This is a genomic window from Robertmurraya phoenicis, from assembly GCF_047302285.1.
Classification (GTDB): Bacteria; Bacillota; Bacilli; order Bacillales; family Cytobacillaceae; genus Robertmurraya.
The window spans coordinates 328907-353497 of record NZ_CP154845.1 but is presented as its reverse complement, the minus strand read 5'-3'; the positions used below and the strand labels follow the sequence as shown (position 1 = coordinate 353497).

Genomic DNA, 24591 nt, shown 5'->3' with positions numbered 1-24591 from the left:
TTCTCCCTCCTCGTTCACTTTGTTGGGACTTCTTTTTTCTTAATCCCTTCAAAAATTAGCTTTATTTGAATATCGATATACTCCTCTAACGCGTACTTCTTTTGAATATTCCAGCGGCGAAATGCCCACATTTGCCCGAGTACAACGATGTTATGGGACATGAGTTTTACCTCATCACAGGTTAAGTCTAGCTCCCCATTTTCCACGCAACGATTAATGATATCCTCAATGATGAGCGCCATCTCCGCTTCCTTCCTTAACACATACGGAAGGGCATCCTTAGAAAGGGATTTAGCCTCCTGATACATGACGAGCACTTCATCTTGTAAGTCATCGACAACTCTAAAGTATTGACCAATGCCAAGTTTAAGACTTTCAAGCGTCCCCCTTTTCGTATCAATGTCCTTTTGCAGGCGGTTATGCACCTCATCATAAATACTGTCACACACTAAATACAGGACATCTTCCTTCGAACGAATGTATTCATATAACGTCCCGATGCTAAAGCCAGCTGCCTTCGCTATTTCTCTCGTCGTTGTTCGATGGAATCCCTTTTCTTTAAAAAGCGTGACAGCTCCTTTTATCATTTGATTTCTTCTTTTCATGACAAGCCGCTCATCTTTGACAGATGCATGAACTTCACGCTTTTTCATCGCTTATCCTAACCTCCTTGTCCATAGGAGTAGATTACTTGGTAATCATTCTCGAAATGACGAGCCTTTGAATTTCTTGTGTTCCTTCATAGATTTGCGTGATTTTTGCATCACGCATAAAGCGCTCAACTGGATAATCCTTTGTATAACCGTAGCCACCGAAGACTTGCACCGCTTCTGTTGTTACCTTCATCGCCGTGTCACCAGCAAATAGCTTTGACATAGCCGATTCTTTTCCATATGGAAGACCTTCTGATTCAAGCCATGCAGCTTGATAGGTTAATAGACGAGCTGCTTCAATATTTGTTGCCATATCAGCAAGCTTAAAGCCGATTCCTTGATTTGCAGCAATCGGTTTGCCAAATTGGTGACGTTCCTTCGCGTAGTCTGTTGCCGCATCTAATGCCCCTTGTGCAATCCCAACTGCTTGCGCCGCAATTCCGTTACGACCACCGTCTAAAGTCATCATCGCAATTTTAAAACCTTCTCCAACTTGACCTAGTACATTTTCTACAGGCACACGGCAGTCTTCGAAAATGATCTCCGTCGTTGGAGATGAACGAATTCCGAGCTTTTTTTCCTTTTTCCCAACGGAAAAGCCTGGAAAGTCACTTTCAACAATAAACGCTGTCGTTCCCCTTGTTTTCTGGGCAGGATCGGTTAAGGCAAAAACGACATAAATATCTGCTTCACCGCCATTTGTGATAAAAATTTTCGAACCATTTAAGACATAGTGATCGCTTTCAAGTCGAGCTGTCGTCCTCATTCCCCCTGCATCTGAACCACTTCCAGGCTCAGTCAATCCGTATGCCCCCATCTTTTCTCCAAGCGCCATTGGACGTAAATACTTCTGCTTTTGTTCCTCACTACCAAATTTATAGAGCGGCCATCCGGCTAATGAAGTGTGCGCGGAAAGGGTAACACCAATAGAAGCATCGACACGTGACAGCTCTTCGACTGCGATACAATACGCTAAATAATCACTGCCAATTCCACCGTACTCTTCTGGCCAAGGAATCCCTGTTAGTCCGAGTTCTGCCATTTGCTTGAATATGTCTCTGTCAAAACGCTCCTCTTCATCCCGTTCTGCCGCGGTTGGTGCGACCTCATTGGTGGCGAAGTCTCTGACCATTTTACGAATCATTTCATGTTCTTCGGATAATTGGAATCTCATCTTTGTTCCCTCTTTCTTTTTTATAGGTTCTTGCTAATAACGATGCGCTGAATTTCGCTAGTACCTTCGTAAATTTCCGTTACCTTTGCATCACGGAAATAACGCTCAACAGGATAATCCTTTGTATACCCGTATCCCCCAAACACTTGGATCGCTTCTGTTGTCACTTCAACCGCCGTTTTCGAAGCAAAAAGTTTCGCCATTGACGCTTCTTTGCCGCATTTCAATCCATTTAACCTTAAGTCTGCCGCTTGGTAAATTAATAGTTTCGCCGCTTCAATTTGCGTTGCCATATCTGCTAGTTTGAACGCCACCCCTTGATGGGCTGCGATTGCCTTACCGAATTGCTGACGCTCTTTTGCATAGTTCGTTGCCGCTTCAAAAGCAGCTTCGGCAATGCCTAGTGCCTGGGCAGCAATGCCGATTCGCCCTACATCAAGATTTCCCATGGCGATTTTAAAACCATGCCCTTCTTCACCAAGAAGATTCTCTTTAGGCACTTTCATATCTTCAAACGTTAATTGGACCGTCCTTGAACCGTACAAGCCCATTTTATGCTCATCCTTACCTACAATGAGTCCCGGCGTATCCTTTTCCACGATAAAAGCAGATATTCCCCTCGGACCAGCAGTTGGTCTTGTCGAAGCAAAGACAATGTACACATCCGCTTCCCCACCGTTCGTAATAAATGCCTTCGAACCGTTTATTACATAGTGATCACCGTCTAAAACCGCTTTTGATTTAAGACTTCCCGCATCTGACCCTGAGCTTGGTTCTGTTAAGCAAAAGGCCCCTAAGTATTCTCCAGAAGCGAGCTTGGGGATGAATTTTTGTTTTTGCTCCTCATTTCCGAAGTAAAGGATCGGATTGGTACCAACCGATGTGTGGACCGCCAAAATCACCCCAACCGTCGCACTGACCTTGGAAATTTCGTGGATGGCTCGTATATATGAGATGAAGTCCATTTCCGCCCCACCGTATTTAGCTGGAATCGGTATTCCCATTAGACCAAGATCCCCCATTCTTTCGATGATGCGGCGTGGGAATTCTCCCTGCTCCATTCTCTCGATAAATGGCGCAATTTCCTTTTGGGCAAAGTCCTGAACCATTTTTTGCATCATTTCTTGTTCGTCCGTTAAACGTAAGTCCATGCTTCTCCCCCTTTCTTGATGTTGATTCCGGAACTTTTGGTGTTAATTCCGTAACTTTTGATATTAATTCCGTAACTTTTGAAATAATTCCGTAACTTTTCGTGTTAATTCCGGAAAAAATCATTTAATTCCGGAAATCGCCACCTAAGCGTACTCGTAAAAGCCACGGCCAGATTTTTTACCAAGCCAACCAGCTTTCACGTATTTACGCAGCAATGGACATGGACGGTATTTGTCATCACCAAATCCTTCATGAAGCGTTTCCATAATATAAAGGCAAGTATCTAGTCCGATAAAATCGGCAAGTGTTAACGGACCCATTGGGTGATTCATACCGAGTTTCATCACCTCATCAATTGCTTCCTTTGTGGCGACCCCTTCATAAAGGGTATAGATCGCTTCATTAATCATCGGCATCAAAATGCGATTAGCGACAAATCCAGGGAAGTCATTCACTTCAACTGGGACTTTGTTTAATTTCTTCGTAATATCTTCAATCATGTTGTACACTTCGTCTGCTGTTGCCAGTCCTCGAATAATTTCCACCAGCTTCATAACAGGTACGGGATTCATAAAATGCATACCAATGACTTTTTCCGGTCGCTTCGTGGCCGCGGCAATTTCTGTAATCGGTAAAGACGATGTATTACTCGCTAAAATCGTATGAGCAGGAGCCAATTCGTCTAATTTCTTAAAAAGGCTCGCTTTGATTTCCATATTTTCTACAGCCGCTTCGATCACTAAATCTACTGAACTAGCATTTTCGATCTCGGTCGATGGACTAATTCTTCCTAACACCTGCTCAAGCTCTGCCTCTGTCATTCTTTCCTTAGCGACTTGTCTCGATAGATTCTTTCGAATAACGCCTAGCCCTTTATCTACAAAATCCCCTTTTAGATCATGCAATAACACTGAGTAACCTGCTTGGGCACAAACTTGAGCAATTCCTGAGCCCATCTGTCCAGCTCCGATCACCATGATTTTCTCAACGTTCATTGCACTTCCCCCTTTGGTACTTCGATCATGACGGCATCACCTTGGCCACCACCAGAACAAATCGCAGCAATCCCAATACCGCCACCACGGCGTTTTAATTCATGCATGAGAGTCACAATGATTCTTGCACCACTCGCTCCGATCGGATGTCCGAGGGCGACCGCACCACCATTCACATTGACTTTTTCCGGATCTAAATCAGCAATCTCGCTGCTGGCCAGAGCCACTGCCGCGAACGCTTCATTAATTTCAAATAAGTCGATTTCTTCAACAGTTTTCCCTGTTTTCTTCAGAAGCTCATTAATGACAATGCCAGGCGTCTTCGGAAAATCTTTTGCTTCAACAGCAACAGCCGCTTGCCCGATAATATAAGCTTCCGGTACTCTTCCTTCCTGCTTCGCTCTCTCTTCGCTCATTAAGACAAGGGCAGCCGCACCATCATTTACTCCTGGTGCATTTCCGGCTGTAATCGTTCCATCCGCACCAAATACAGGGCGTAATTTCTCTAAACGTTCTAGGGAGGTATCTTTTCTTGGCGCCTCATCTTCTGAAACGACAACTGGCGCTCCCTTTCTTTGTGGCACTTCCACAGGGACAATTTCTTCTGACAGCTTTCCTGCCTCCATCGCTGCTATCGCAAGTTCATGACTTCTCAATGCCCAGCGATCCTGTTCTTCACGAGTAATGGCTAGTTCTGCTGCCACCCCATTTCCATAAGTGCCCATGTGGACTCCCGTAAAGCTACACGTTAATCCGTCATGAACCATTAAATCCTTCACCGTAGAATCTCCCATCCGTAAGCCAAAGCGAACATTCGGTAAAAAATAGGGAGCATTGCTCATCGATTCCATCCCACCGGCGACGATTACCTCTTCATCTCCAGCCCGAATAATTTGATCGGCTAACGTGACACTTCGCATTCCAGATGCACAAACTTTGTTTATCGTTTCCGTTTTCACTTCCCATGGGAGGCCTGCCTTTTGTGCAGCTTGACGAGACGGGATCTGTCCTTGACCACCTTGAAGGACATTTCCTAAAATCACTTCTTGGACGTCTTCCCCCTTCACATGGGCACGTGCTAAAGCGGCTTTAACAACGATACCTCCTAAATCTGATGCTGTAAAACTGCTCAAATTCCCACCTGATTTAGCAAAAGGTGTTCTTGCACCACTAAGAATGACTGTTTTCCCCATCTAAAACACTCCTTTTCTATTAAAATGTCAATTTGAATAAAGAATGATGTGATTGATCTTGGAAGGTGTATGAGTAGGACTGACTGAACGCTCGCTCAAAAGCAAGCTTGAAGAAATGGGAACATGCTGTTCCCTTGTTTCATGTGTAGCAGAAATTTTGAAAGCGTTTACTTCGAATCTATTTTACAACAATTTATGGAAAAGTTGAATCTCTTTTTAATAAATCAAAGATTCAGAATCTCTTTCTTAAAAAATTTTTCATTACCAACGAGAGAATGCCCTCTCGCTGGTAATGCTTCTTTACATTGTTTCTCGTACATTAAATTCACGCAAAAGTTATTTATTGTCTCATCCCTTATTTATGAGGCTAATTCTTCTGTTTCGCCACAAACGGCTTTTTCTAGCAGCTCTGCGACATCATAAGTGGAAACTTGGTCTTCTACTTCCTTCGCTTTTGTTCCATCTGAAAGCATCGTTAAGCAATATGGACATCCAGAACTAATAACAGTTGGGTTGACCTCTAAAGCTTGTTCTGTTCTCGCCACGTTTATGCGCTGGCCTGTTTCTTCTTCCATCCACATGAGACCACCACCCGCTCCACAGCACATCCCTGTATCACGATTTCGTGCCATTTCCACAAGGTTTACTCCGGAAATGGATTTAAGAATTTCCCGTGGTGGATCGTATACTTCGTTGTAGCGTCCTAAGTAACATGAATCATGGAAGGTAATCGTTTCATTCACTGCATACTTTGGTTTTAATCGGCCCTCTTTCACCAATTGATAGAGAACCTCTGTATGGTGATAAACTTCGGCTTCAAGTCCGAAATCAGGATACTCGTTCTTAAAAATATTGTATGCATGCGGATCAATTGTCACGATCTTCTTCACTTCATTTTTTTCAAATTCAGAAATATTATTGGTCGCTAGTTCTTGGAAGACAAACTCATTTCCAAGGCGGCGAGCGGTATCTCCAGAGTTCTTTTCTTTATTGCCAAGAATGGCAAATTTGACGCCTGCTTCATTCAATAATTTTGCAAATGATAGGGCAATTTTTTGACTGCGGTTATCATAAGAGCCCATCGATCCGACCCAGAAAAGGTATTCGAACTCTTCGCCCGCTTTTTTCATTTCCTTAACGGTCTTTACTTCTACATCTTCTCGAGCTTCACGCCAATTTTCACGTTCTTTGCGGTTTAAGCCCCATGGATTTCCTTGACGCTCAATGTTTTGCATCGCACGCTGAGCATCTGCATCCATTTTCCCTTCTGTTAGCACTAAATAACGGCGAAGGTCAATAATTTTTTCCACATGCTCGTTCATAACCGGACATTGGTCTTCACAGTTTCGGCAAGTCGTACATGCCCAAATTTCTTCTTCTGTAATGACTTCACCAATTAAGCTCGGGCTATAGGCAAGTGCAGCTGCACTTTCCTCGACCCCTTTTCCAGAAGCAGCAAGGGCTAGCTGATTTCCTTGCGTATTCGCAAAAGCAAAGGTCGGTACCCATGGCTGCTTAGAAGTAACGGCTGCCCCATGATTGGTTAAATGATCGCGAAGCTTTAAGATTAAATCCATTGGTGAAAGCATTTTTCCCGTACCTGTTGCTGGACACATATTCGTACAGCGACCACACTCGACACATGCATATAAATCAACTAATTGCAGTTGGGTGAAGTCTTCAATTATCCCAACCCCGAACGTTTCTTGTGTTTCATCTTCAAAATCAATCTTCTTTAATTTACCTGGCTTTTCAAGGCGATTTACATACACATTCGCTGGACCTGCGAGTAAGTGCGCATGCTTTCCTTGTGGAACATAGACGAGGAAAGATAATAAGAACAGCAAATGAATCCACCACGCCACATAAAAAATAGCGATAGAGGCTGTTTCGCCAATTCCAGCAAACGCAGTTGCAATAAGTGAGGCAACTGGCTCTGTCCAAGTGGCGTCGTGTCCGTGCCAAATCATACTCATACCATTCCCGAGCAGGACTGAAAGCATGAGTCCACCAATGAAAATGAGTACGAGTCCTGATTTAAAACCTCTTTTTAAACGGACAAGCTTTTCGACATAACGTCTGTGAAATGCCCATACGACGGCCACTAAAATGACTAACGTAACAATTTCCTGGAAGAATGTGAAAGCCCCATAAAGAGGTCCAAATGGGAGATGGGCTCCAGGATAGATCCCTTTAATAATGAAATCGATCGCCCCAAATTGAACGAGGATAAAGCCATAAAAGAACATGACATGGATGATGCCACTCTTTTTATCCTTCATCAATTTCTTTTGTCCGAATACCATTACCCCTATTTTTTTCATCCGCTCTTTTACATTGTTATCAAACTCTTCTTTTTCCCCAAGCTTGATGTATTCAATTCTTGTCTTCACGACATAGACAAAAAGACTGACACCGTAAGCGATTACAAAAAGGGTTGCGATTAAGTTGATCCATAATAGTCCATTCATCTGGAATGAAACGCTCCTTTCTTTAATGAAATTTCGTTTGAGTGAGGAAAATTTTAGTAAGAGAGCCTTTCACGAATTGGCTGACAAATAAAATTTTCAGAATTTATATAATTCTATTATATAATGAATGAGCATTCAGTCAATCCTTTTCTTTTAAAAGTCAAACTTGAAAATCCGTTATAGAAGAAACCATTTCGGGGACAATATGATTACCCATCAATAAAGGAGCGGATAGCATTGAAAGTTCTCATCTATATTTTGATTGCTATCTTTGTCATCGGTACATGTTTGACCATTGATTATAAAATAGGGAGAAAAAAGTATTTACCGACGATAAAAAGCAATGCCTTTCCGTTCCGTGAAAGCAATATTGAACTTTTTACTCATGGGACTGACCTATTTAATCATATGTTTGACGACTTTAAAAATGCTAAAAAACATATTCATGTACTATTTTATATTTGCAATAATGATGAGTTTGGAAATGAATTTTTAACGATTTTAAAGGAAAAAGCAGAAGAAGGCGTGGAAGTGAGACTTTTGCTCGATTGGGCTGGTAGTCTGAAGGTTTCGCGAAAAATGATTAAAGAATTAGAGAGCGCTGGTGTTGAGTTCGCTTTTTCCAATGTTCCAACTCCACCCTTTTATTTCTACTCCTCCCAAGCGCGAAATCATCGCAAAATTACCGTTATTGATGGCTCGATCGGCTATCTTGGAGGTTATAATGTTGGCAATGAATACATCGATTTAGATCCTAAGCTCAGCCCTTGGCGCGATTATCATCTCAGAATCACAGCCGAGGGTGTTGTTGACTTGCAGAAACAATTCCTTCTTGATTGGCAAGAGGCCGCAAAAACGAATTTATTGCAGAACAAGATTTATTTTCCCCCATTAGGAAAAGGGACGAGTCGGCACAGAATCATTTCAACTGAAGGTTTCTTATTAGAAGACACTTTTTCAACTCTCATCCACGATTCCAAAAAATCAATTTTAATTGGAAGTCCCTACTTTATTCCAAGCGAACGTATTCTCAAGGATCTTCTTGATGCCCTTCGTCGAGGGGTTGAGCTGTCGATTATTGTTCCGTATCTGTCGGACCACATGCTCGTAAAAGAGGCATCATACCCTTATTTAAGAGCGATCCTCGCAGAAGGGGCGAATGTATACCAATTTAAAAATGGTTTTTATCATGCAAAAATTTTATTATTTGATGATGAAATTTGTGATATCGGAACCGCTAACTTTGATAATCGGAGCTTTTTCCTAAATCATGAAATTAATTGCTATATTCATGACCCGAAAATGATTGATGAAATGAAACGCATTCTGGATAAAGATATGAAGGATTCCGACAAGCTAACATTAGAGGATTTAAATTCGATTGGATTTATGGGGCGTGTGAAAGAATGGATAGCAGGTAGAATCGATCATTTTCTATAATGAGGATGGACAGAAGGACAGACCTTGTGGAGTCTGTCCTTCTGTCCATCCTACATCGAGACGGAAAATTAACGGAAATTTTCCTGTTATCAAGTTTAATGGAGATTGTTTCTGAGGGATAAGGGAAGATTTTCCGCCTAAGCAAAGGAAATTCTCTTATTTTCACTGTTTTTAAGTCATTAGGCGGAAATTTTCCTTCTATTTTAATTATTTTTCATGACAGTTGTTCATTAAGCGGAATTTCTCCTTTTATCTAACAACTCAGATGCGATCCGAAAATAAAAAGGACAGCCTCTAATGACCGCCCTTCCAAATTTTCCTAACTGAATAGCCTCTGTAACCATGGCTGTACTTGTTCGTATACCTTAAAGCCAAAGTATATTCCGACGATTCCCGTTACGCCAGCAAGCGCAGGTGGTGCTGGAATCGGAAGCTTAAAGAGGGCAAAGATAAACCCAACAATAAACCCAGTTATAATTGACAATATTGCGAGCTTCATGTCGTCCTCCTTCTACCATTGTTAGGATTCCAACATTATTTTTCCCAGAATAGACGTAATTATCTAGATTTAGCTTTTTGTATGGGAAGGAAATCTTGCTTCAATAAAATCGATGATCTGCTTTGTCGCCTCTGCAATTGATTCACTTTGAACTTCCAATGCTGTATTTAAGGTTTCATTAATTTTATTGTCATATCGTGGGTCGTAATAATGGACGATCAGTAAGCGAATCATTTCACGATAGTTTTTTTCCAATAGGCATTGCTGTATTTCCTTTTGAACTTCCTCTGGCTTAATTCGCTTCATAATTCTTCCGAGAGCAAATTCTACTCTAGCATGGAAAGCGTCGGTTTCTTCAACATACTGCTGATAAATTCGCTCCACCCTTGACTCCAAATCAGAAACGACGCGAATGTGGATGCCATTTTCCTTTTTTTCATATAACTCTGGAGGCTGTACTGCATGTCCAATGCGCTTACTTTCACCCTCCATGAAAAAATATGGAACGTTCGGGAGTTCTTGTAAATCCTCAAATAATAAGGCATCAAACATTTTTTGATTGTATGGTTCATGACCATCTATCGCACCGAAAACAGATCCTTTATGGTTGGCATAGCCTTCTAAATCAAGGACTGGATAACCGGATTCCATTAAGCGATGAAGAATGTCCGTCTTTCCAGTACCAGTTAAACCATAGATCACAACCGCTTGTTCGGGAAGGGCTTCTGGGATCTGCTCTACTACATATTCCCGGTAAGCACGATATCCCCCTTCCAAGCGCTGGATATGGAGCCCTGACATCATCGCAAAATGGGCAATCGACTGACTTCTCATGCCCCCACGCCAGCAGTACAAAAGAGGCTTCCTATTTGTTTTTTCAATTTCTCTAATTTCATTTAGGATTATAGGAAGCTTCGGGGAAACGATTTCCATCGCTCGCCATTTTGCTGCCTTTTGACCTTCACGCTTGTATAATGTACCTATTTCAGCTCGCTCTTCATCTGTGAATAAAGGGACATTAATAGCATTCGGAATGCGGTTGTCCTGAAATTCCCCCGGAGATCGCACATCAACAGGGATGTAAATCTCTTTATGATTTAGAAATTCATCAACCGTTCGATCGTAATTCATGTGTTTGCCTCCATCTTGCCTTGTATCTTAAAAGGGCCTCCTCTAGGAGACCCAGCTGTTTACATTTTTTCAGGAGCTGATACTCCAATTAATGATAATGCATTCTTAAGGGTAATTTGAACCGATTTAATTAGAGCAAGACGCGCCTTTGTACGCTCCATATTTTCCATATCCAATACCTTTTCAGCATTGTAGAAGCTGTGGAAAGTCGATGCTAATTCGAAAATATAATTGGTGATTCGGTGCGGCATGCGCTTTTGGGCTGCTTCTGCTACTGCTAATGGGAATTCACCCAGCTTTTTTAGAACCTCTGTTTCTTTTTCAGCAGTAATTTGAGCTAGATCTACGTCTTCACTAATCGTGATATTTTGCTCTTGACCTTGACGTAAAATACTCGAAATTCTTGCATGAGCATATTGAGCATAGTAGACCGGATTTTCATTAGACTCTGAAACCGCTAAGTCTAAATCAAAGTCCATATGCGTGTCCGCACTTCTCATTGCAAAGAAGTAACGTACTCCATCAAGTCCTACCTCTTCCACTAGATCACGCATCGTAACTGCTTTTCCCGTCCGTTTACTCATTTTCATTTTCTCGCCATTTTTATATAGATGAACGAGCTGGATGATTTCCACTTCAAGAGCATCCTTTGGATATCCTAAAGCTTGAATCGCCGCTTTCATACGCGGGATATAACCATGATGGTCAGCACCCCAAATATTAATCAACTTTTCAAATCCGCGATCTAGCTTGTCTTTATGGTAAGCAATATCCGGGGTTAAATACGTATAAGAACCATCTTGTTTGATGAGAACACGGTCCTTATCGTCTCCTAATTCTGTTGACTTAAACCAAGTCGCTCCGTCCTGCTCATAAATATAGCCGTTATCTCTTAGCTTTTGCAGAGCTGTGTCAATTTTGCCATTGTTATAAAGGGATGTTTCAGAATACCAAACATCAAAGCGCACACGGAAATCTTCTAAGTCCTGCTTCAATTTCGCCATTTCATATTCGAGTCCATATTGACGGAATGTATCAAAACGTTCAGCTTCGTCGACATGAACGTATTTATCGTCAAATTCTTCAGCTAGTTTTTTCCCAATACCAATAATATCTTCTCCATGATATCCATCCGCTGGCATCTCTTTATCTAGGCCAAGCGCTTGAAAATAACGAGCTTCAACGGAGAGTGCCAAATTGTTAATCTGGTTTCCAGCATCATTAATATAGTATTCCCGCGAAACATCGAAGCCTGCTTTCGCAAGAATATTACATAAGGAATCTCCAACCGCTGCTCCACGAGCATGTCCTAAATGAAGGTCTCCTGTAGGGTTCGCTGAAACAAACTCGACTTGGACTTTTTGCTTGTTTCCGACTGTTGTTTCTCCATAGCTTTCCCCTGCACGAAGAATCGTTGGAATAAGATTGGTCAAATAGCTATTGTCCATATAAAAATTAATAAACCCAGGCCCAGCGATTTCAATTTTATCAATCGAAGCCTTCGTTTTATCAAAATGGTTAATCAAATCTTCAGCAATCATGCGCGGTGCCTTTTTCGCTACTCTTGCTAGCTGCATCGCCATATTGGTTGAATAATCTCCATGGGACTTTTCTTTTGGGATTTCTAGCACTACATTCGGAAGTTCTTCTTCCTTAGCTAATCCTGCTTTTATGACCGCCGCTTTGATTTCATCTTTTAATTTACTTTGCACTTCCTCGACGATATTCATGTTTGTTCCTCCTCAAACTTAATTTCCAATTGATACTTTCCTGCAAGTGATCCTTGCATATGTAAATCGTAAGAAATTGTTAATGTACCAGCCTGTTCAAAAAGACGGTGGGCAAGACTTGTCGTCCTCGTTGTGATTCCAAGTGTTCCAAAAGGAGTTTCATATCTCCCTGGATGCTTTTTATTTGCTTCAAACACCAATCTCATATTGATGGCGCCACTTCGTAAAATTAACGTTTCATCTTTTGAAATTTTCACGATTGATTTAACGGTCCCTTCTTCCATGACCTCTTCATATTGAAGGAAAGCTGAACCACTTTTTTCATAGTATCGTCCAAATGTCGTTAATTCAAAAGTCTCTTTCGCACCATTGTCCCAAATCGTCGTATTGACGTTGATTTTCACAGGCTTATGCTCTGCCGCTGGACGTCCTGACAACTAACAACACATCCTTTATCCATTATAGCATTTCAAATTTATTCAATAGGATAACTATATCACTATTTCGTTTTCGTCAAAACTAAAAAAATACAACCGGATCAAGACCGATTGTATCATTGTACCACTATTTAAGGCTGTTCTCGTACTAAGTTTGAGAAAAGAGCCTTATTTGATAAATCCTAAAATCATTTCTCGAATAAGTTTGCTTGCTGTGTTTGCTGTTTGTTCAGATGGGTCATATATCGGTGCAACCTCAACTAAGTCAGCTCCTACTACATTGACGTTCGAACGAGCAATTTCGTGGATAGAGGCAAGTAGCTCTCTTGAAGTAATTCCTCCTGCATCCACCGTTCCAGTACCAGGTGCATGAGCAGGATCAAGAACATCGATATCAATTGTCACATAAACAGGACGTCCAGAAAGAGTTGGTAAAATCTCCATTAATGGCTTATGGACATCAAATTTCGAAATATGCATGCCCACTTCCTTTGCCCATTGAAACTCTTCCTTCATCCCAGAACGAATTCCAAAGGAGTAGACATTGCTAGGACCAATCAATTCTGCCGCCTTGCGAATTGGAGTAGAGTGAGAAAGGGGCTCTCCTTCATAATCGGTACGCAAATCAGCATGGGCATCGATATGGATTATCGCGAGATCCGGATACTTTTTATACATTGATTTAAAGACAGGCCATGAGACAAGATGCTCTCCTCCCATCCCTAATGGGAATTTCTCTTCTGCTAACACCTTATCGACAAAACTTTCAATTTCATCAAGACTCTTTTGCGCATTTCCAAAAGGAAGAGGAATATCTCCAGCATCAAAATATTTAACCTCTTCTAATTCTCGATCTAAGTAAGCACTGTACTCTTCTAAACCAATCGACACTTCACGGATTCTTGTTGGACCAAAGCGCGAACCTGGGCGGTAGCTTACCGTCCAATCCATTGGCATTCCGTATAACACGACCCTGCTCTCTTCAAAATTCGGATGACTTTTTATAAAAACATTGCCTGAATAAGCTTCATCAAAACGCATGCAATTTTCCTCCAGTTATTTCACTAAATCTTGAACAAATTTCGGCAGAACAAAAGCTGCCTTGTGCAATTCTTTTGTGTAGTACTTGCTTTCAATTTCATGGAAACGATCTTCTGGAACTTCTAATGGATCATACTTCTTTGAGCCGATCGTAAACGCCCATAGTCCACTTGGATACGTTGGAATATTCGCTGTGTATAGACGGGTAATTGGGAAGATTTCCTTTACATCTTTTTGGACACTGCGAATTAAATCTGCCTTAAACCATGGATTATCGGATTGAGCGACAAAAATCCCGTCCTCTTTTAATGCTTTCGAGATTCCTGCGTAAAAACCTTTTGTGAAAAGATTAACGGCCGGACCTACTGGCTCAGTAGAGTCAACCATAATCACATCGTATTCGTTTTCACTTTTAGCAATATGCATAAAGCCATCATCGACACGTACATCGACACGTGGATCCTCCAGTTTTCCTGCAATTTCAGGAAGGAATTTCTTTGAGTATTCAATGACTTTGCCATCAATATCGACAAGCGTCGCTTTTTTCACACTAGGATGCTTTAGCACCTCGCGAATAACGCCTCCATCACCGCCTCCTACTACTAAAACGTGTTCTGGGTTCGGGTGTGTAAATAACGGCACATGCGCTACCATTTCATGATAGACAAATTCGTCCTTAACCGATGTCATCACCATATCGTCAAGAAGAAGCATATTGCCCCACTCTTCTGTTTCAATCATATCAAGCTTTTGAAAATCGGTTTGTTCCGTATGTAAAGTTTGTTTCACTTTCATCGTGATTCCAAAGTTTTCAGTTTGTTTTTCTGTAAACCAAATACCCATCTGCTTCAGTCCTTTCTTTTTTTCGAATGGTCACATCCATTTTGACCCGCAGTTTCTATTATTCCCCATCTTTTTGCAAACATGAGAAAAGTATAGTTGAATCTAGCAAAAATGCAAGAAAAAAATAAGAAATTTAGCCAGCAAACGACTCGGAAATAATAGAATTGTAAAATTTCTGCTTTGATGTTTAAAACCCTACCATTTTTTTCATACTAAACATAATGGATAAATAGATGGTAAGGGGGGATGAAGCGATGGAACTGATGACAGACCAGAGGTTTAAACGGACGATTAAATATTTACGAGCTTTGCTCATTATTGGCTCAATTTGTGTAGCGCTTGCAATCGTTGCTTATGTGAGCATTCTTATTTTTGCAAAAATTCTCGGTCCTCCACCTTTGTCCGTTCCGCAATCATCACTCTACTATTCTGATGATGGAACGATTATCGGTGAAAGCCACAGTGGGCAGAAACGTTATTGGGTTGCTCTTGATGATATATCTCCGGATTTAGTCGATGCTACTTTAGCGATTGAGGATCGAAGTTTCTATCAACACCATGGCTTTGATTATAAACGGATTGCTGGAGCGGTGTTAGCAGACATCAAAGCGATGGCCAAGGTACAAGGTGCGAGTACGATTAGTCAGCAATATGCGCGAAACCTTTTTTTGGAGCATGAAAAAACGTGGAAAAGAAAACTTTTAGAAGCTTTTTATACGATTCGAATTGAAATGAACTATACGAAAAATGAAATACTAGAAGGCTATTTAAATACGATTTATTACGGAGAAGGAGCCTATGGTGTGCAAGCGGCTAGTCAGTTTTATTTCGGGAAAAACGCTTCTGAGCTAAGCTTGGCTGAAGCGGCGATGCTGGCAGGAATTCCAAAAGGACCAAGTATCTATTCTCCGCTAGCATCGATGGAAAAAGCATCGTCCCGTCAGCAACTCATTTTAAAAATGATGGCAAACAACGAATTGATTACCGAGGAAGAAGCTGCTGCAGCTTCGGAAGTAAAGCTTGATGTCGTTGGTGAGCATAGCCATTCTGTTGGGAAAATTGCTCCTTATTTTCAGGATGCGGTCAAAAGCGCCTTGCAAAATGTGCTTAAGTTAGATGAACGTACGATTGAATTAGGCGGTTTGAGAGTCTACACGACACTCGATACGAAGCAACAAGAGGATGCAGAAAATAATATTGAAAAGTTAATCGCGAAGGATTCGGAAATTCAAGTTGGATTAGTAGCAATGAATCCGATTAATGGACATGTGAAAGCGATGGTTGGTGGTCGTAATTATGACGAGAGTCCTTTTAACCGCGCAACACAAGCGGTCCGGCAACCTGGTTCAACGATGAAACCTTTTTTATATTATAAAGCGATTGAGCAAGGGTTTACTCCATCGACGACGATGCGGAGTGAGATTACGACGTTTAAGTTTGAGGACAATCGAGCAGATTATACTCCCCATAATTACAATAATCTGTATGCCAACAAAGAAATTACGATGGCGCAAGCACTCGCCCTCTCTGATAATGTCTTTGCCGTGAAAACTCACTTGTTTTTAGGTGAGGAAGCTTTAGTGGATACGGCAAAAAGATTGGGAATTTCAACAGATTTACAGAAGGTTCCTTCACTTGCTCTCGGAACATCTGGAGTCAGAGTCGTGGAGATGGCCAACGCCTATAGTCATTTTGCCAACGGTGGAAAGAAGGTCTCACCTGTTTTAATTACACGTGTTGAAGACCATCGCGGCGACGTAATCTATGAACATAAACCGGTGGAAGAAGAGGTATTGCGACCAGACGCCGCTTTTGTCACAACCCATATGATGACGGGCATGTTTGATCGTAAATTAAATGGCTACACGAGTGTAACAGGGAATACGGTCATTAACGATATTACAAGAATCTATGCAGGGAAATCCGGTTCCACGAATACAGACAACTGGATGGTCGGCTTTACACCACAGCTCGTTACCGCTGTGTGGACAGGCTACGATGAAGGAAAACCAATTGAGATTGTCGCCGATAAGAGTTATGCAAAAAATATTTGGGCTCATTTTATGGAAGATGCCCTTGAAGGGGAAGCAGTCAAATCCTTTAAAGCACCAAAAGGAACCGTCGGCGTCTATATCAATCCAGAAAACGGAAAATTAGCAACAGAGGATTGCCCCGTGCGGCGACTCAGTTATTATGTTGCCAGTACAGAGCCAACTGAGTATTGTGTAGACCATATTCTCGATGATGAAGAAGTTCCACCGAAGGAAGAGCCCCGTGAAAAAGAGGAAAAGGTGCCTTGGTATAAAAAGATTTTCATGAGCGATAGGTGGCTTTGATTGGATGAGCATTTTCTAAGAATACTTTTTGGTGGATTACTGATGAAGTTTGGTTTCATGAACGTTTTATGAGGACTAATTCCACTAAGATCTCTCCGGAACTGTCCTCAACATAGAAATAGAAAAGCCTCGGTCCCAACATCTGGCCCGAGGCTTTTCTTGTCCTAGTTCTATAGCGTGTTTCGCTGACCATAGTGTACTTCCTTCAGAAAAAAGTAGCAAGTACCCTCCGATTAATTCAGAAAAATGTCACATAATAGACACAATTATAATCTTGATATGAATCCTCATTTTTCACCAACAAACAAGAGCCCTATACTGTCAAATCATCCTTTAGTTGTTGGGATGAACCTTCCCACATTTCTGCATTATGATTTTTGAGAAAATCAGCTAGAATTTTTTTCGATTTTTCGTCCATATGCTCGACAATAATATGTCGCTTCAACGATTTATCCATGCGGTTCACATGTTCAGGAAGAGATTTGTACCCTCTACGAATCTCCTGATCAACGGTCATTTCGCAAGCTGTAACCCCTGCGTAATAAGGGCCATCTTCTTTTCGATCGATGGTTACCCATACTAACCAGTAAGGTTTTCCATTTGGTACTTCCTCTTTATTTTTCAAAAATTTAATCCGTTTTTCAATTGCACTTCTCGCATGTAATGCACCGATATCAACGACCGCTTCTCCTGCTTCGACGTCAATAATGACCGGTGAAATATTGTCTAAGCTTAACGTTCCGACACCAAAACCTTTATGTCCATCCATCGGATCACTTTTAATAATATTGAAACCAACCTTCTTTTTCTTCTCAGTCATCGGATTTCCTCCTTTAAAGCTTTATGTTAGTAATTGATAGAAAAAGTCATTCAGTGTCCCAACAACCGCTGGGTACAAAGTATTTAAAATCGGATGAATCGTATAATCTCCCAACGGCGTAATAACGAGAATTAAAAAGATGACGGAGCCGTATTGTTCAAACTGTGTCATCTTTGGACGTACCGATGCAGGCACTAAATCCTCAATAATACGATAGCCATCGAGTGGTGGGAATGGCAATAAATTAAACACAAATAAGAGCAAATTTAACTTTATGAACATATCAAGAAATTCTGATACATACATGGGTGCTTCTGCAGCGAGTCCTGTACCAACAAGCACATACCAAATGATAAAACCAAGAGAACCCATAATCAAATTGCTCAGCGGACCAGCAACGGAAACCAACATACTTGCGAGGCGTGGTCTTTTGAAAAAGAATCGATTTACAGGAACAGGTCTTGCCCATCCAAAACCGGCAATAAAGATCAATATCGTCCCAATCGGATCGAGATGATGAATTGGATTTAACGTTAATCTGCCTTGATTTTTTGCCGTCGAATCGCCGAAACGGTATGCCACATAGGCATGCGCAAATTCATGGACTGTAAATGCCACTATTAACGTAATCACCACATACGGAATTTGATTTATTGGAAATGCTAGAAATTGTTCCAACCGCAAAACTCCCCTACACTCATTTTATGTATTTTTTCTCTATATCGTATGTTTATCAGTGCCAACCATACTAAAAAGAAAGATTCTCATTAAAGTATACATGATTCTTTTCCGAATGTGAAAAGTACAGTGTTTCCTATTGCATATCCACTCAAAATGTGGAACACTACTTGTGATTGGACTTACATAAAAGGAGGAACTTTCATGCCATACGTAACAGTTAAAATGCTCGAAGGCCGTACTGAGGAGCAAAAGAAAGCTTTAGTGGAAAAAGTGACAGAAGCAGTTGAAGAAACGACAGGCGCCCCTAAAGAAAAAATCGTTGTTTTTATTGAAGAAATGCAAAAAAATCATTATGCTGTAGCCGGAAAACGCCTAAGTGACGAATAGTAAAAAGCAAAAACTGCCCTTTAAATCTTAGAGGGGCAGTTTTTCTCTTTATTCCACTGAAAGTTTTTCAATTGTTTTGGCGAGGAGCAATGTTCGTTCAGGAAGGGTATCGATTTCAAGGTATTCGTTTTCGCTATGAGCGTTTCCGCCTACAGGTCCCATACCGTCGATTGTCGCTACTCCTGTCGCTGAAGTAAAGGAGGCATCTCCGCCACCACCAGTTGCAGTATCCTTTACTTTGATTCCAATCTCTTTCCCTACGTCTTTAATAATTTCGAGAAGTGATTCTGTTTGTTCATTAAATTCCATAGGTGGACGGCTAATTTCCCCTTCTAGCGAAATTTTCGTACCGGATACATCTGTTTTCGAGCATATTTCCTTAATGCGCTTCTCCAAATAGTCCGCTTGTTCCATTTCTGAAATCCGGATATCAACTTGGGCCACGGCACTGTCTGAAACTGTATTGACAGAAGATCCACCTTTTATTAACCCCACATTCACGCTTATACCCTTTTCATGATTGGTTAAGTTATGCAACTGGATGATTTTATAAGCAAGTTCTTCAATCGCACTTCGTCCTTTTTCAGGCTCAATCCCAGAGTGGGCAGCTTTCCCTTTCACAATGAGTTTGTATCTTCCCCCGCCTCTTCTAGCCGTTACAAGTGAACCGTCCTTCCTTGCCGGTTCCATGACAAGGGCATATTCTTTTCCTTCTGAGTGCTTTTCTATTAACGGCCGCGAAGATGGAGAACCTATTTCCTCATCTCCGTTTAAAAGAATTTGGACGTTTTCGCAAATTTTCGGATTATAGCCATTCAAGGCTTTTATCGCATACAGAAGCTCAACAAGACTCGATTTCATATCTACTACTCCCGGTCCGTAGGCACGGCTTCCTTCTATATAAAATGGACGTTTCGCTACTGTCCCCTTTGGGAAAACAGTATCCATATGAGCGATCAAAATGATCTTAGGATCCGAAGCATTTTTGTGCTGAATCAGTAAATGATTGCCGTAATCTTTTTCTTTATTAACATCCACAACAAATCTAATTTCTTCATACTGCTTTTTTAAAATGGACCCGATCTGATCAATTCCTTCTTTTACATACGAACCACTATCAATATTTACGAGTTGTTCGATAAGCTCTAGCATCTCGCCTTTCTTTTGTTGGATAAATTCTTCCACTCTATGCAACTCCTATTTTTATTATTATAAAACCCCATTATCTCCCTGCAAACTGCCGCTCTCTGGTTTTGCATTCTATATAAGGACATCTTGTATGAAAAAGGCTTGCTGAATCCCTTTCAATCATTATACGATCTTTTTGCTCTCTTAGTTTCCGATTAGGGAATAGTAATGCTGAATAAATCCCTTACGTATCAAAGTATAAAGGCCCTCCAAAAATTTTTCCTAAGTACCTTAAACAAAAAAAGCTAAGCCCCTTACGCGAGAGGCTTAGCTTTCAGACTGTAGACAAACTCGAAGATTTTCGAGTTTTCCTACAGTCTTTTTTCTTTTAAAATAGAAATACTGACCATTGATCAACTAGTTCCTGAAGATCATTTAGTACGTAAGCTAGAGTCGGCCATTGATTTTTCGTTCATCTATCCCTTGGTTGAAAACCTCTATTCAGGAATCAGTCGTCCAAGTATCGATCCAGTTGTTTTGTTTAAGAGGATCTTCATTCAATACATATTCGGTATACGTTCCATGCGCCAAACCATAAAAGAAAAAGATGGATATCGACAATATAAATCAAATTTATCCATTTGTGCCAAATGCCCATTGCTCTCACAGTGTACGGAGAGTAAAAACCATCAAAAGCTTATACAACGTCATATTTGGGAAGCTTACTTAGAAGAGGCAGAACATCTACGTCACAACGATGAAATCAAACAGATATACGCGAAACGCAAAGAGACGATTGAATGTGTCTTTGTGTTTGCGTTGGAAAAGCATGGTATGCGTTGGACAACCTTACGAGGACTTAAAAACAAGTCTATGCAGGCGATGCTTACATTTGCTGCCATGAATTTGAAGAAAATGGCAACTTGGACTTGGCAACCTGCTCTAAGTGAGAGCCAAACTAGTTGATTGGAGCGGAAGGTGCTTGACTCCTGGGGGAGTAGCGTGACAGGCGAGACCCCGCACGAGCGATCAGCGAGGAGGAGGCTCGGCGCACGCCCCCCGGAAAGCAAGCACCTGGAGCGGAAATCAACGTATTTCAGCCACAATTCCATCCAGAAATGAGAAAAAACACCGAGAGAGTCCTCTCGATGCCTTTTGTCGACACTCTGAAAGCTAAGCCCCTTACGCGAGAGGCTTAGCTTTTTGTTGTAGTTGTTCGATATATACATATGCTTGATCGATTTCTTCTTCTGTGTAGTTTTGCTTCTTTTTAAGGGTATGGACTTTTTCCACTACTTCTTTTTTCTCAAGGTTATCAAAATAAAGGACTGTCGATACGAGCTCAAGGAATCTAGCACTTTGATCATTCATGTCGGTCATGCAATCCTCAAGATGCGGCATATCGGTTTCATTTAAACTAAGAAACTCTTTTCCTGATTCTGTTAATGTATAGCGATATTGCGAGTAACCGCCCTTATTTTCTTTTACCTCTTCGACAAAGCCCATATTGCAAAGCTCTTCGACTCTTAACGTCAGTTCTTCTGAATAGGGACCGTAAAAATGAAATTGAAATCGTTCCTGAAAAGGAAAGGTTACTTTTTTGGCAATATATATCATCTTTTGCAGCTTCTTCCGACCGGTAATTTCACCTGAAACAGCAAGAGCTTGCATCAGCTTGGCATGATCTTTTAACAAGACAAGGTCAACTCCTTATATTTCTAAAAGCGTTCGAATTTGCTTCTTTATATTTTTCTTTACTGTATCGTCGTTTAATAAGTCCTCAGGATAATAGAGCTTATGATCCGTTCTTCTTTTACCAGAAATCGCATCAACAATCTCCGATTCACGGGAAAGCTCACGAATTTCTCCATTTCCCATAAGTAAATGAATCGGAAGTCTCTCTTCCTCTTCTCCTGGTCGATAGAAGTCGTAAGGGAGGTCTGATGAGGAATCCACGACCAAATAATATTCTGGGTCCATCCCAGCCTTTATAAAAAGCTTTGAAAGCTCGGCTAGCTTTTTATATTCCTTCGCCGGATCAAATTCTACATACTTAAATAGATTTCGGTTCACAAATCTTTTGCACAAATCGCTTAACACTTCATCTTCTTCATCCTGCCAAACTTGAAAATAGTAGAGAATAATGGCTTCATCTAGTTTTAAATAGTCTTCTAAGGTGAGAGTGTTTTCAAAGATCGAAGTAAAATGAGTTGGCCCTTGCTGAAAGACATACGAATCGTGATAAAGCTCCTTTGCTCGATGGAGAATTTTTGTCAAAATGACTTCTGCACTTCGAGTTACAGGATGGAAGTAGACTTGCCAATACATCTGATAACGGCTCATGATGTAGTCTTCCACAGCATGCATGCCCGTTTTTTTAATGACTACTTGATCCTCATGAGGGCGCATCACACGGAGGATTCTTTCCATATCAAAATGACCGTAGCTTACACCGGTAAAATAGGCATCTCTTTGTAAATAATCCATGCGGTCCGCATCAATTTGACTCGAAATTAAGCTGATCACGATTTTGTTCTCAGATGTTTTTCCAATGACTTCTGCGACACGCTTTGGAAAATCTGGCTCAATTTTAGAAAGAACGGCATTTACTTCCGTATTTCCTAGAATAATTGCTTGCGTGAAATGCTCATGATCGAGCTCAAATACTTTTTCAAAGGAATGGGAAAAAGGACCATGTCCTAAATCATGAAGCAGCCCTGCACATAGTGAAAGTAAGCGATCGTCTTTGCTCCATTTGGGTCTGTCCACAAACACATCATCGACGATTCGACGGATAATTTCATATACTCCGAGCGAATGGTTAAAACGGCTATGCTCCGCTCCATGGAAGGTCAAAAAGCTCGTTCCCAACTGTTTAATTCTTCTGAGCCTTTGGAACTCCTTTGTTCCGATTAAATCCCAAATCACCTGATCACGCACATGAACATAGCGGTGAACAGGATCCTTAAAAACCTTTTCTTCTTTCAGTTTTTGCTCAGCATAACTCATTTTCTACCTCCTTTCCGATTAAACACTCCGGTATCTTGTTATTCATTATATCTCTGTTTCATTTACAAATCATTACAAAATGAGAAAAAAAGAGTGAAGATTCGACAAAAGTCCTAGATCGGAGAATGAAAAAATCACCTTCAAATGAGGACAAAGAAAGGTGATTAAACGAACTATTTTTTTAACTTATTATTTACTTTTTCCATCAATTCTTCTTCTGTTAAAGCCGCTAACGGACGATTATTGACGAAAGCAAAAGTCTTTTTTCGACCAGGACCACAATAAGATTGGCAGCCAATATCAATCGTTGCATCGGGGTCAATTGCCTTTAATTTTGGAATCAATGTTTTCAAATTCACAGCCTGACAATCATCGCAAACCCGAAATTCGTTTGCCATAGTATTACAACCCTTTCTATCAATCGTTAATCGATACGGATATATTTATATTTTTTACAAATTATAAGAGATAACAATATGAATTCATACATTCGACATTTTACCTTTTCTATCGTGCGATTGCAAGTTCACTTTATTGCCAAGGGTTTCTCTATCGATTTGGAAAAATTTTAAAAAATCTACTATCCTTTTAATCACTTTTGTATAAATCTTGAAAAAATGGTCATCCTAAGAGTAAGTAAGAAAAAAATCAGAAATGTTTATTAAAAGCATAAGGGGTTGAAAATATGAAAGTAAGACAAGATGCCTGGACAGACGAAAATGATTTATTGCTAGCAGAAACGGTGCTTCGACATGTACGTGAAGGAAGCACACAGCTAAACGCATTTGAAGAGGTTGGTGACAAGCTTAATCGTACTTCAGCTGCATGTGGATTCCGCTGGAATGCGGTTGTTAGACATCGCTATGAAAAAGCACTTCAGCTTGCCAAGAAACAGCGCAAACAAAGACAAAGAATGCTAGGGAAGGAACAAGGTGGAAAAAAGAAACTACTATATTCACCGCCAACTCCTTCCATGGACGAGATGACTTATATATCTCAAAATGTGGAAACAAATGTGGAAACGGATGTGCCAGTTACGAACGAACTAAACGATGTGACTGTACCACCAGTTTCACCAGTTGTTTCATCGACAGGGCAACTCAATCTAGATACGGTGATCTCTTATTTACAAAATCTAGATAGCTCTAATTTTCAAGTGGATATACTAAAAAGTGAGAATGAAAGATTGAAGCGTGAAAATGCGGATATGCGCAAAACCAATCAAGAACTTCAAGCGAAAATTGACCACTTGGAGCAAAATACGGTCACCATCCAAGAAGATTACGAGACCCTCATGAAGATTATGAATCGGGCAAGAAAGCTTGTTTTATTTGAAGAGGAAGAGCGTCCAGCCTCCACGTTTAAAATGGACCGCAATGGGAATTTAGAAAAAGTAGCTGAGTAATCAGACCGTGAGGACATTTCCCTCATGAGATAGAGATTTTCGAAAGAGGAGAAAGGTTGGTAGCAA

23 protein-coding genes are annotated in these 24591 nt (G+C 40.9%); 5 read left to right on the top strand and 18 right to left on the bottom strand.

All coding sequences use genetic code 11. The annotated features are described in order from the left end of the window. Positions 1 to 14 precede the first annotated feature (14 nt). The 6 genes from AA0X71_RS01635 to AA0X71_RS01610 all read right to left on the bottom strand — a co-directional run bounded on the left by AA0X71_RS01635 (position 15) and on the right by AA0X71_RS01610 (position 7638). Entirely contained in the window at positions 15 to 653 is a 639-nt protein-coding gene (locus AA0X71_RS01635; RefSeq protein ID WP_413358445.1) for a TetR/AcrR family transcriptional regulator, read from the bottom strand. A 34-nt stretch (positions 654 to 687) separates the two neighbouring features. Further along, positions 688 to 1827 (bottom strand): acyl-CoA dehydrogenase, encoded by a 1140-nt coding sequence (locus AA0X71_RS01630; protein WP_413358442.1) that lies wholly within the window; start codon positions 1825 to 1827, stop codon positions 688 to 690. A 20-nt stretch (positions 1828 to 1847) separates the two neighbouring features. Beyond that, positions 1848 to 2978: an acyl-CoA dehydrogenase gene (locus tag AA0X71_RS01625; RefSeq protein ID WP_413358440.1), complete on the bottom strand. Its 1131-nt coding sequence runs from the start codon at positions 2976 to 2978 to the stop codon at positions 1848 to 1850. A gap of 144 nt (positions 2979 to 3122) precedes the next feature. Next, positions 3123 to 3974: a 3-hydroxybutyryl-CoA dehydrogenase gene (locus tag AA0X71_RS01620; RefSeq protein WP_413358438.1), complete on the bottom strand. Its 852-nt coding sequence runs from the start codon at positions 3972 to 3974 to the stop codon at positions 3123 to 3125. Next, on the bottom strand, positions 3971 to 5167 hold the full coding sequence (locus tag AA0X71_RS01615; RefSeq protein WP_413358435.1) for an acetyl-CoA C-acetyltransferase: 1197 nt from the start codon (positions 5165 to 5167) through the stop codon (positions 3971 to 3973). The genes AA0X71_RS01620 and AA0X71_RS01615 overlap by 4 nt, the downstream gene beginning before the upstream one ends. A gap of 359 nt (positions 5168 to 5526) precedes the next feature. Then, a complete protein-coding gene (locus tag AA0X71_RS01610; RefSeq protein WP_413358432.1) occupies positions 5527 to 7638 on the bottom strand; it encodes a heterodisulfide reductase-related iron-sulfur binding cluster in 2112 nt (703 codons plus the stop codon). Between the two features lie 237 nt (positions 7639 to 7875). Here AA0X71_RS01610 and cls point away from each other — a divergent pair, with 237 nt between their 5' ends. Continuing rightward, complete coding sequence (gene cls / locus AA0X71_RS01605) at positions 7876 to 9078, top strand: cardiolipin synthase (protein WP_413358430.1); 1203 nt, start codon at positions 7876 to 7878, stop codon at positions 9076 to 9078. A gap of 319 nt (positions 9079 to 9397) precedes the next feature. On the opposite strand, the gene AA0X71_RS01600 is transcribed toward cls, so the two are convergent. From AA0X71_RS01600 to speE, 6 genes are all read right to left on the bottom strand, one after another. After that, on the bottom strand, positions 9398 to 9577 hold the full coding sequence (locus tag AA0X71_RS01600) for a XapX domain-containing protein (RefSeq protein ID WP_413358427.1): 180 nt from the start codon (positions 9575 to 9577) through the stop codon (positions 9398 to 9400). 69 nt (positions 9578 to 9646) lie between these two features. Beyond that, positions 9647 to 10708: a tRNA 2-selenouridine(34) synthase MnmH gene (gene mnmH / locus AA0X71_RS01595; RefSeq protein WP_413358425.1), complete on the bottom strand. Its 1062-nt coding sequence runs from the start codon at positions 10706 to 10708 to the stop codon at positions 9647 to 9649. A gap of 59 nt (positions 10709 to 10767) precedes the next feature. After that, the gene (gene argS / locus AA0X71_RS01590; RefSeq protein WP_413358422.1) at positions 10768 to 12438 is read right to left on the bottom strand and encodes an arginine--tRNA ligase; all 1671 of its coding nucleotides are present in this window, start codon (positions 12436 to 12438) and stop codon (positions 10768 to 10770) included. After that, on the bottom strand, positions 12435 to 12875 hold the full coding sequence (locus AA0X71_RS01585; RefSeq protein ID WP_413358420.1) for a DUF1934 domain-containing protein: 441 nt from the start codon (positions 12873 to 12875) through the stop codon (positions 12435 to 12437). Before AA0X71_RS01585 ends, argS begins: the two co-directional genes overlap by 4 nt. Positions 12876 to 13043: 168 nt before the next feature. Then, entirely contained in the window at positions 13044 to 13916 is an 873-nt protein-coding gene (gene speB / locus AA0X71_RS01580; protein WP_413358418.1) for an agmatinase, read from the bottom strand. A 15-nt stretch (positions 13917 to 13931) separates the two neighbouring features. After that, positions 13932 to 14759: a spermidine synthase gene (gene speE, locus AA0X71_RS01575; RefSeq protein WP_413358416.1), complete on the bottom strand. Its 828-nt coding sequence runs from the start codon at positions 14757 to 14759 to the stop codon at positions 13932 to 13934. Positions 14760 to 15013: 254 nt separating this feature from the next. On the opposite strand from speE, the gene AA0X71_RS01570 reads away from it, so the two are divergent. Continuing rightward, on the top strand, positions 15014 to 17095 hold the full coding sequence (locus AA0X71_RS01570; protein WP_413358413.1) for a transglycosylase domain-containing protein: 2082 nt from the start codon (positions 15014 to 15016) through the stop codon (positions 17093 to 17095). A 313-nt stretch (positions 17096 to 17408) separates the two neighbouring features. On the opposite strand, the gene AA0X71_RS01565 is transcribed toward AA0X71_RS01570, so the two are convergent. Next, entirely contained in the window at positions 17409 to 17915 is a 507-nt protein-coding gene (locus AA0X71_RS01565) for a YwhD family protein (protein ID WP_413358411.1), read from the bottom strand. A gap of 21 nt (positions 17916 to 17936) precedes the next feature. After that, positions 17937 to 18593 carry a site-2 protease family protein gene (locus tag AA0X71_RS01560; RefSeq protein ID WP_413358408.1) on the bottom strand — a complete coding sequence of 219 codons (657 nt, stop codon included), beginning with the start codon at positions 18591 to 18593 and terminating at the stop codon, positions 17937 to 17939. Positions 18594 to 18749: 156 nt separating this feature from the next. Between AA0X71_RS01560 and AA0X71_RS01555 the strand changes: the two genes are divergently transcribed. Then, positions 18750 to 18983 (top strand): 2-hydroxymuconate tautomerase, encoded by a 234-nt coding sequence (locus AA0X71_RS01555; RefSeq protein WP_413362438.1) that lies wholly within the window; start codon positions 18750 to 18752, stop codon positions 18981 to 18983. A 48-nt stretch (positions 18984 to 19031) separates the two neighbouring features. Here AA0X71_RS01555 and AA0X71_RS01550 read toward each other — a convergent pair whose 3' ends face one another. After that, positions 19032 to 20168 carry a M20 family metallopeptidase gene (locus AA0X71_RS01550; protein ID WP_413358406.1) on the bottom strand — a complete coding sequence of 379 codons (1137 nt, stop codon included), beginning with the start codon at positions 20166 to 20168 and terminating at the stop codon, positions 19032 to 19034. A gap of 300 nt (positions 20169 to 20468) precedes the next feature. Here AA0X71_RS01550 and AA0X71_RS01545 point away from each other — a divergent pair, with 300 nt between their 5' ends. Then, the gene (locus tag AA0X71_RS01545) at positions 20469 to 21077 is read left to right on the top strand and encodes a transposase (RefSeq protein ID WP_413362436.1); all 609 of its coding nucleotides are present in this window, start codon (positions 20469 to 20471) and stop codon (positions 21075 to 21077) included. A 216-nt stretch (positions 21078 to 21293) separates the two neighbouring features. On the opposite strand, the gene AA0X71_RS01540 is transcribed toward AA0X71_RS01545, so the two are convergent. From AA0X71_RS01540 to AA0X71_RS01530, 3 genes are all read right to left on the bottom strand, one after another. After that, on the bottom strand, positions 21294 to 21806 hold the full coding sequence (locus AA0X71_RS01540) for a YwgA family protein (RefSeq protein WP_413358403.1): 513 nt from the start codon (positions 21804 to 21806) through the stop codon (positions 21294 to 21296). Between the two features lie 15 nt (positions 21807 to 21821). Next, positions 21822 to 23120, bottom strand: coding sequence for an HD domain-containing protein (locus AA0X71_RS01535; protein ID WP_413358401.1), 1299 nt, complete (start codon positions 23118 to 23120; stop codon positions 21822 to 21824). 173 nt (positions 23121 to 23293) lie between these two features. Then, positions 23294 to 23518, bottom strand: coding sequence for a DUF1450 domain-containing protein (locus tag AA0X71_RS01530; protein ID WP_413358398.1), 225 nt, complete (start codon positions 23516 to 23518; stop codon positions 23294 to 23296). 287 nt (positions 23519 to 23805) lie between these two features. Between AA0X71_RS01530 and AA0X71_RS01525 the strand changes: the two genes are divergently transcribed. Beyond that, positions 23806 to 24525 carry an RsfA family transcriptional regulator gene (locus AA0X71_RS01525; protein ID WP_413358395.1) on the top strand — a complete coding sequence of 240 codons (720 nt, stop codon included), beginning with the start codon at positions 23806 to 23808 and terminating at the stop codon, positions 24523 to 24525. Positions 24526 to 24591 lie beyond the last annotated feature (66 nt).

Bases quoted from the DNA above. Each gene is read 5' to 3' on its own strand.
- AA0X71_RS01535 (WP_413358401.1), bottom strand. From the start codon at position 23,120: ATGAGTTATGCTGAGCAAAAACTGAAAGAAGAAAAGGTTTTTAAGGAT.
- speE (WP_413358416.1), bottom strand. From the start codon at position 14,759: ATGGGTATTTGGTTTACAGAAAAACAAACTGAAAACTTTGGAATCACG.
- AA0X71_RS01610 (WP_413358432.1), bottom strand. From the start codon at position 7,638: ATGAATGGACTATTATGGATCAACTTAATCGCAACCCTTTTTGTAATC.
- AA0X71_RS01570 (WP_413358413.1), top strand. From the start codon at position 15,014: ATGGAACTGATGACAGACCAGAGGTTTAAACGGACGATTAAATATTTA.
- AA0X71_RS01565 (WP_413358411.1), bottom strand. From the start codon at position 17,915: ATGACTGAGAAGAAAAAGAAGGTTGGTTTCAATATTATTAAAAGTGAT.
- AA0X71_RS01555 (WP_413362438.1), top strand. From the start codon at position 18,750: ATGTGGAACACTACTTGTGATTGGACTTACATAAAAGGAGGAACTTTC.
- mnmH (WP_413358425.1), bottom strand. From the start codon at position 10,708: ATGAATTACGATCGAACGGTTGATGAATTTCTAAATCATAAAGAGATT.
- AA0X71_RS01615 (WP_413358435.1), bottom strand. From the start codon at position 5,167: ATGGGGAAAACAGTCATTCTTAGTGGTGCAAGAACACCTTTTGCTAAA.
- AA0X71_RS01525 (WP_413358395.1), top strand. From the start codon at position 23,806: ATGAAAGTAAGACAAGATGCCTGGACAGACGAAAATGATTTATTGCTA.
- AA0X71_RS01600 (WP_413358427.1), bottom strand. From the start codon at position 9,577: ATGAAGCTCGCAATATTGTCAATTATAACTGGGTTTATTGTTGGGTTT.
- AA0X71_RS01630 (WP_413358442.1), bottom strand. From the start codon at position 1,827: ATGAGATTCCAATTATCCGAAGAACATGAAATGATTCGTAAAATGGTC.
- AA0X71_RS01530 (WP_413358398.1), bottom strand. From the start codon at position 23,518: ATGGCAAACGAATTTCGGGTTTGCGATGATTGTCAGGCTGTGAATTTG.
- AA0X71_RS01625 (WP_413358440.1), bottom strand. From the start codon at position 2,978: ATGGACTTACGTTTAACGGACGAACAAGAAATGATGCAAAAAATGGTT.
- argS (WP_413358422.1), bottom strand. From the start codon at position 12,438: ATGAATATCGTCGAGGAAGTGCAAAGTAAATTAAAAGATGAAATCAAA.
- AA0X71_RS01620 (WP_413358438.1), bottom strand. From the start codon at position 3,974: ATGAACGTTGAGAAAATCATGGTGATCGGAGCTGGACAGATGGGCTCA.
- speB (WP_413358418.1), bottom strand. From the start codon at position 13,916: ATGCGTTTTGATGAAGCTTATTCAGGCAATGTTTTTATAAAAAGTCAT.
- AA0X71_RS01635 (WP_413358445.1), bottom strand. From the start codon at position 653: ATGAAAAAGCGTGAAGTTCATGCATCTGTCAAAGATGAGCGGCTTGTC.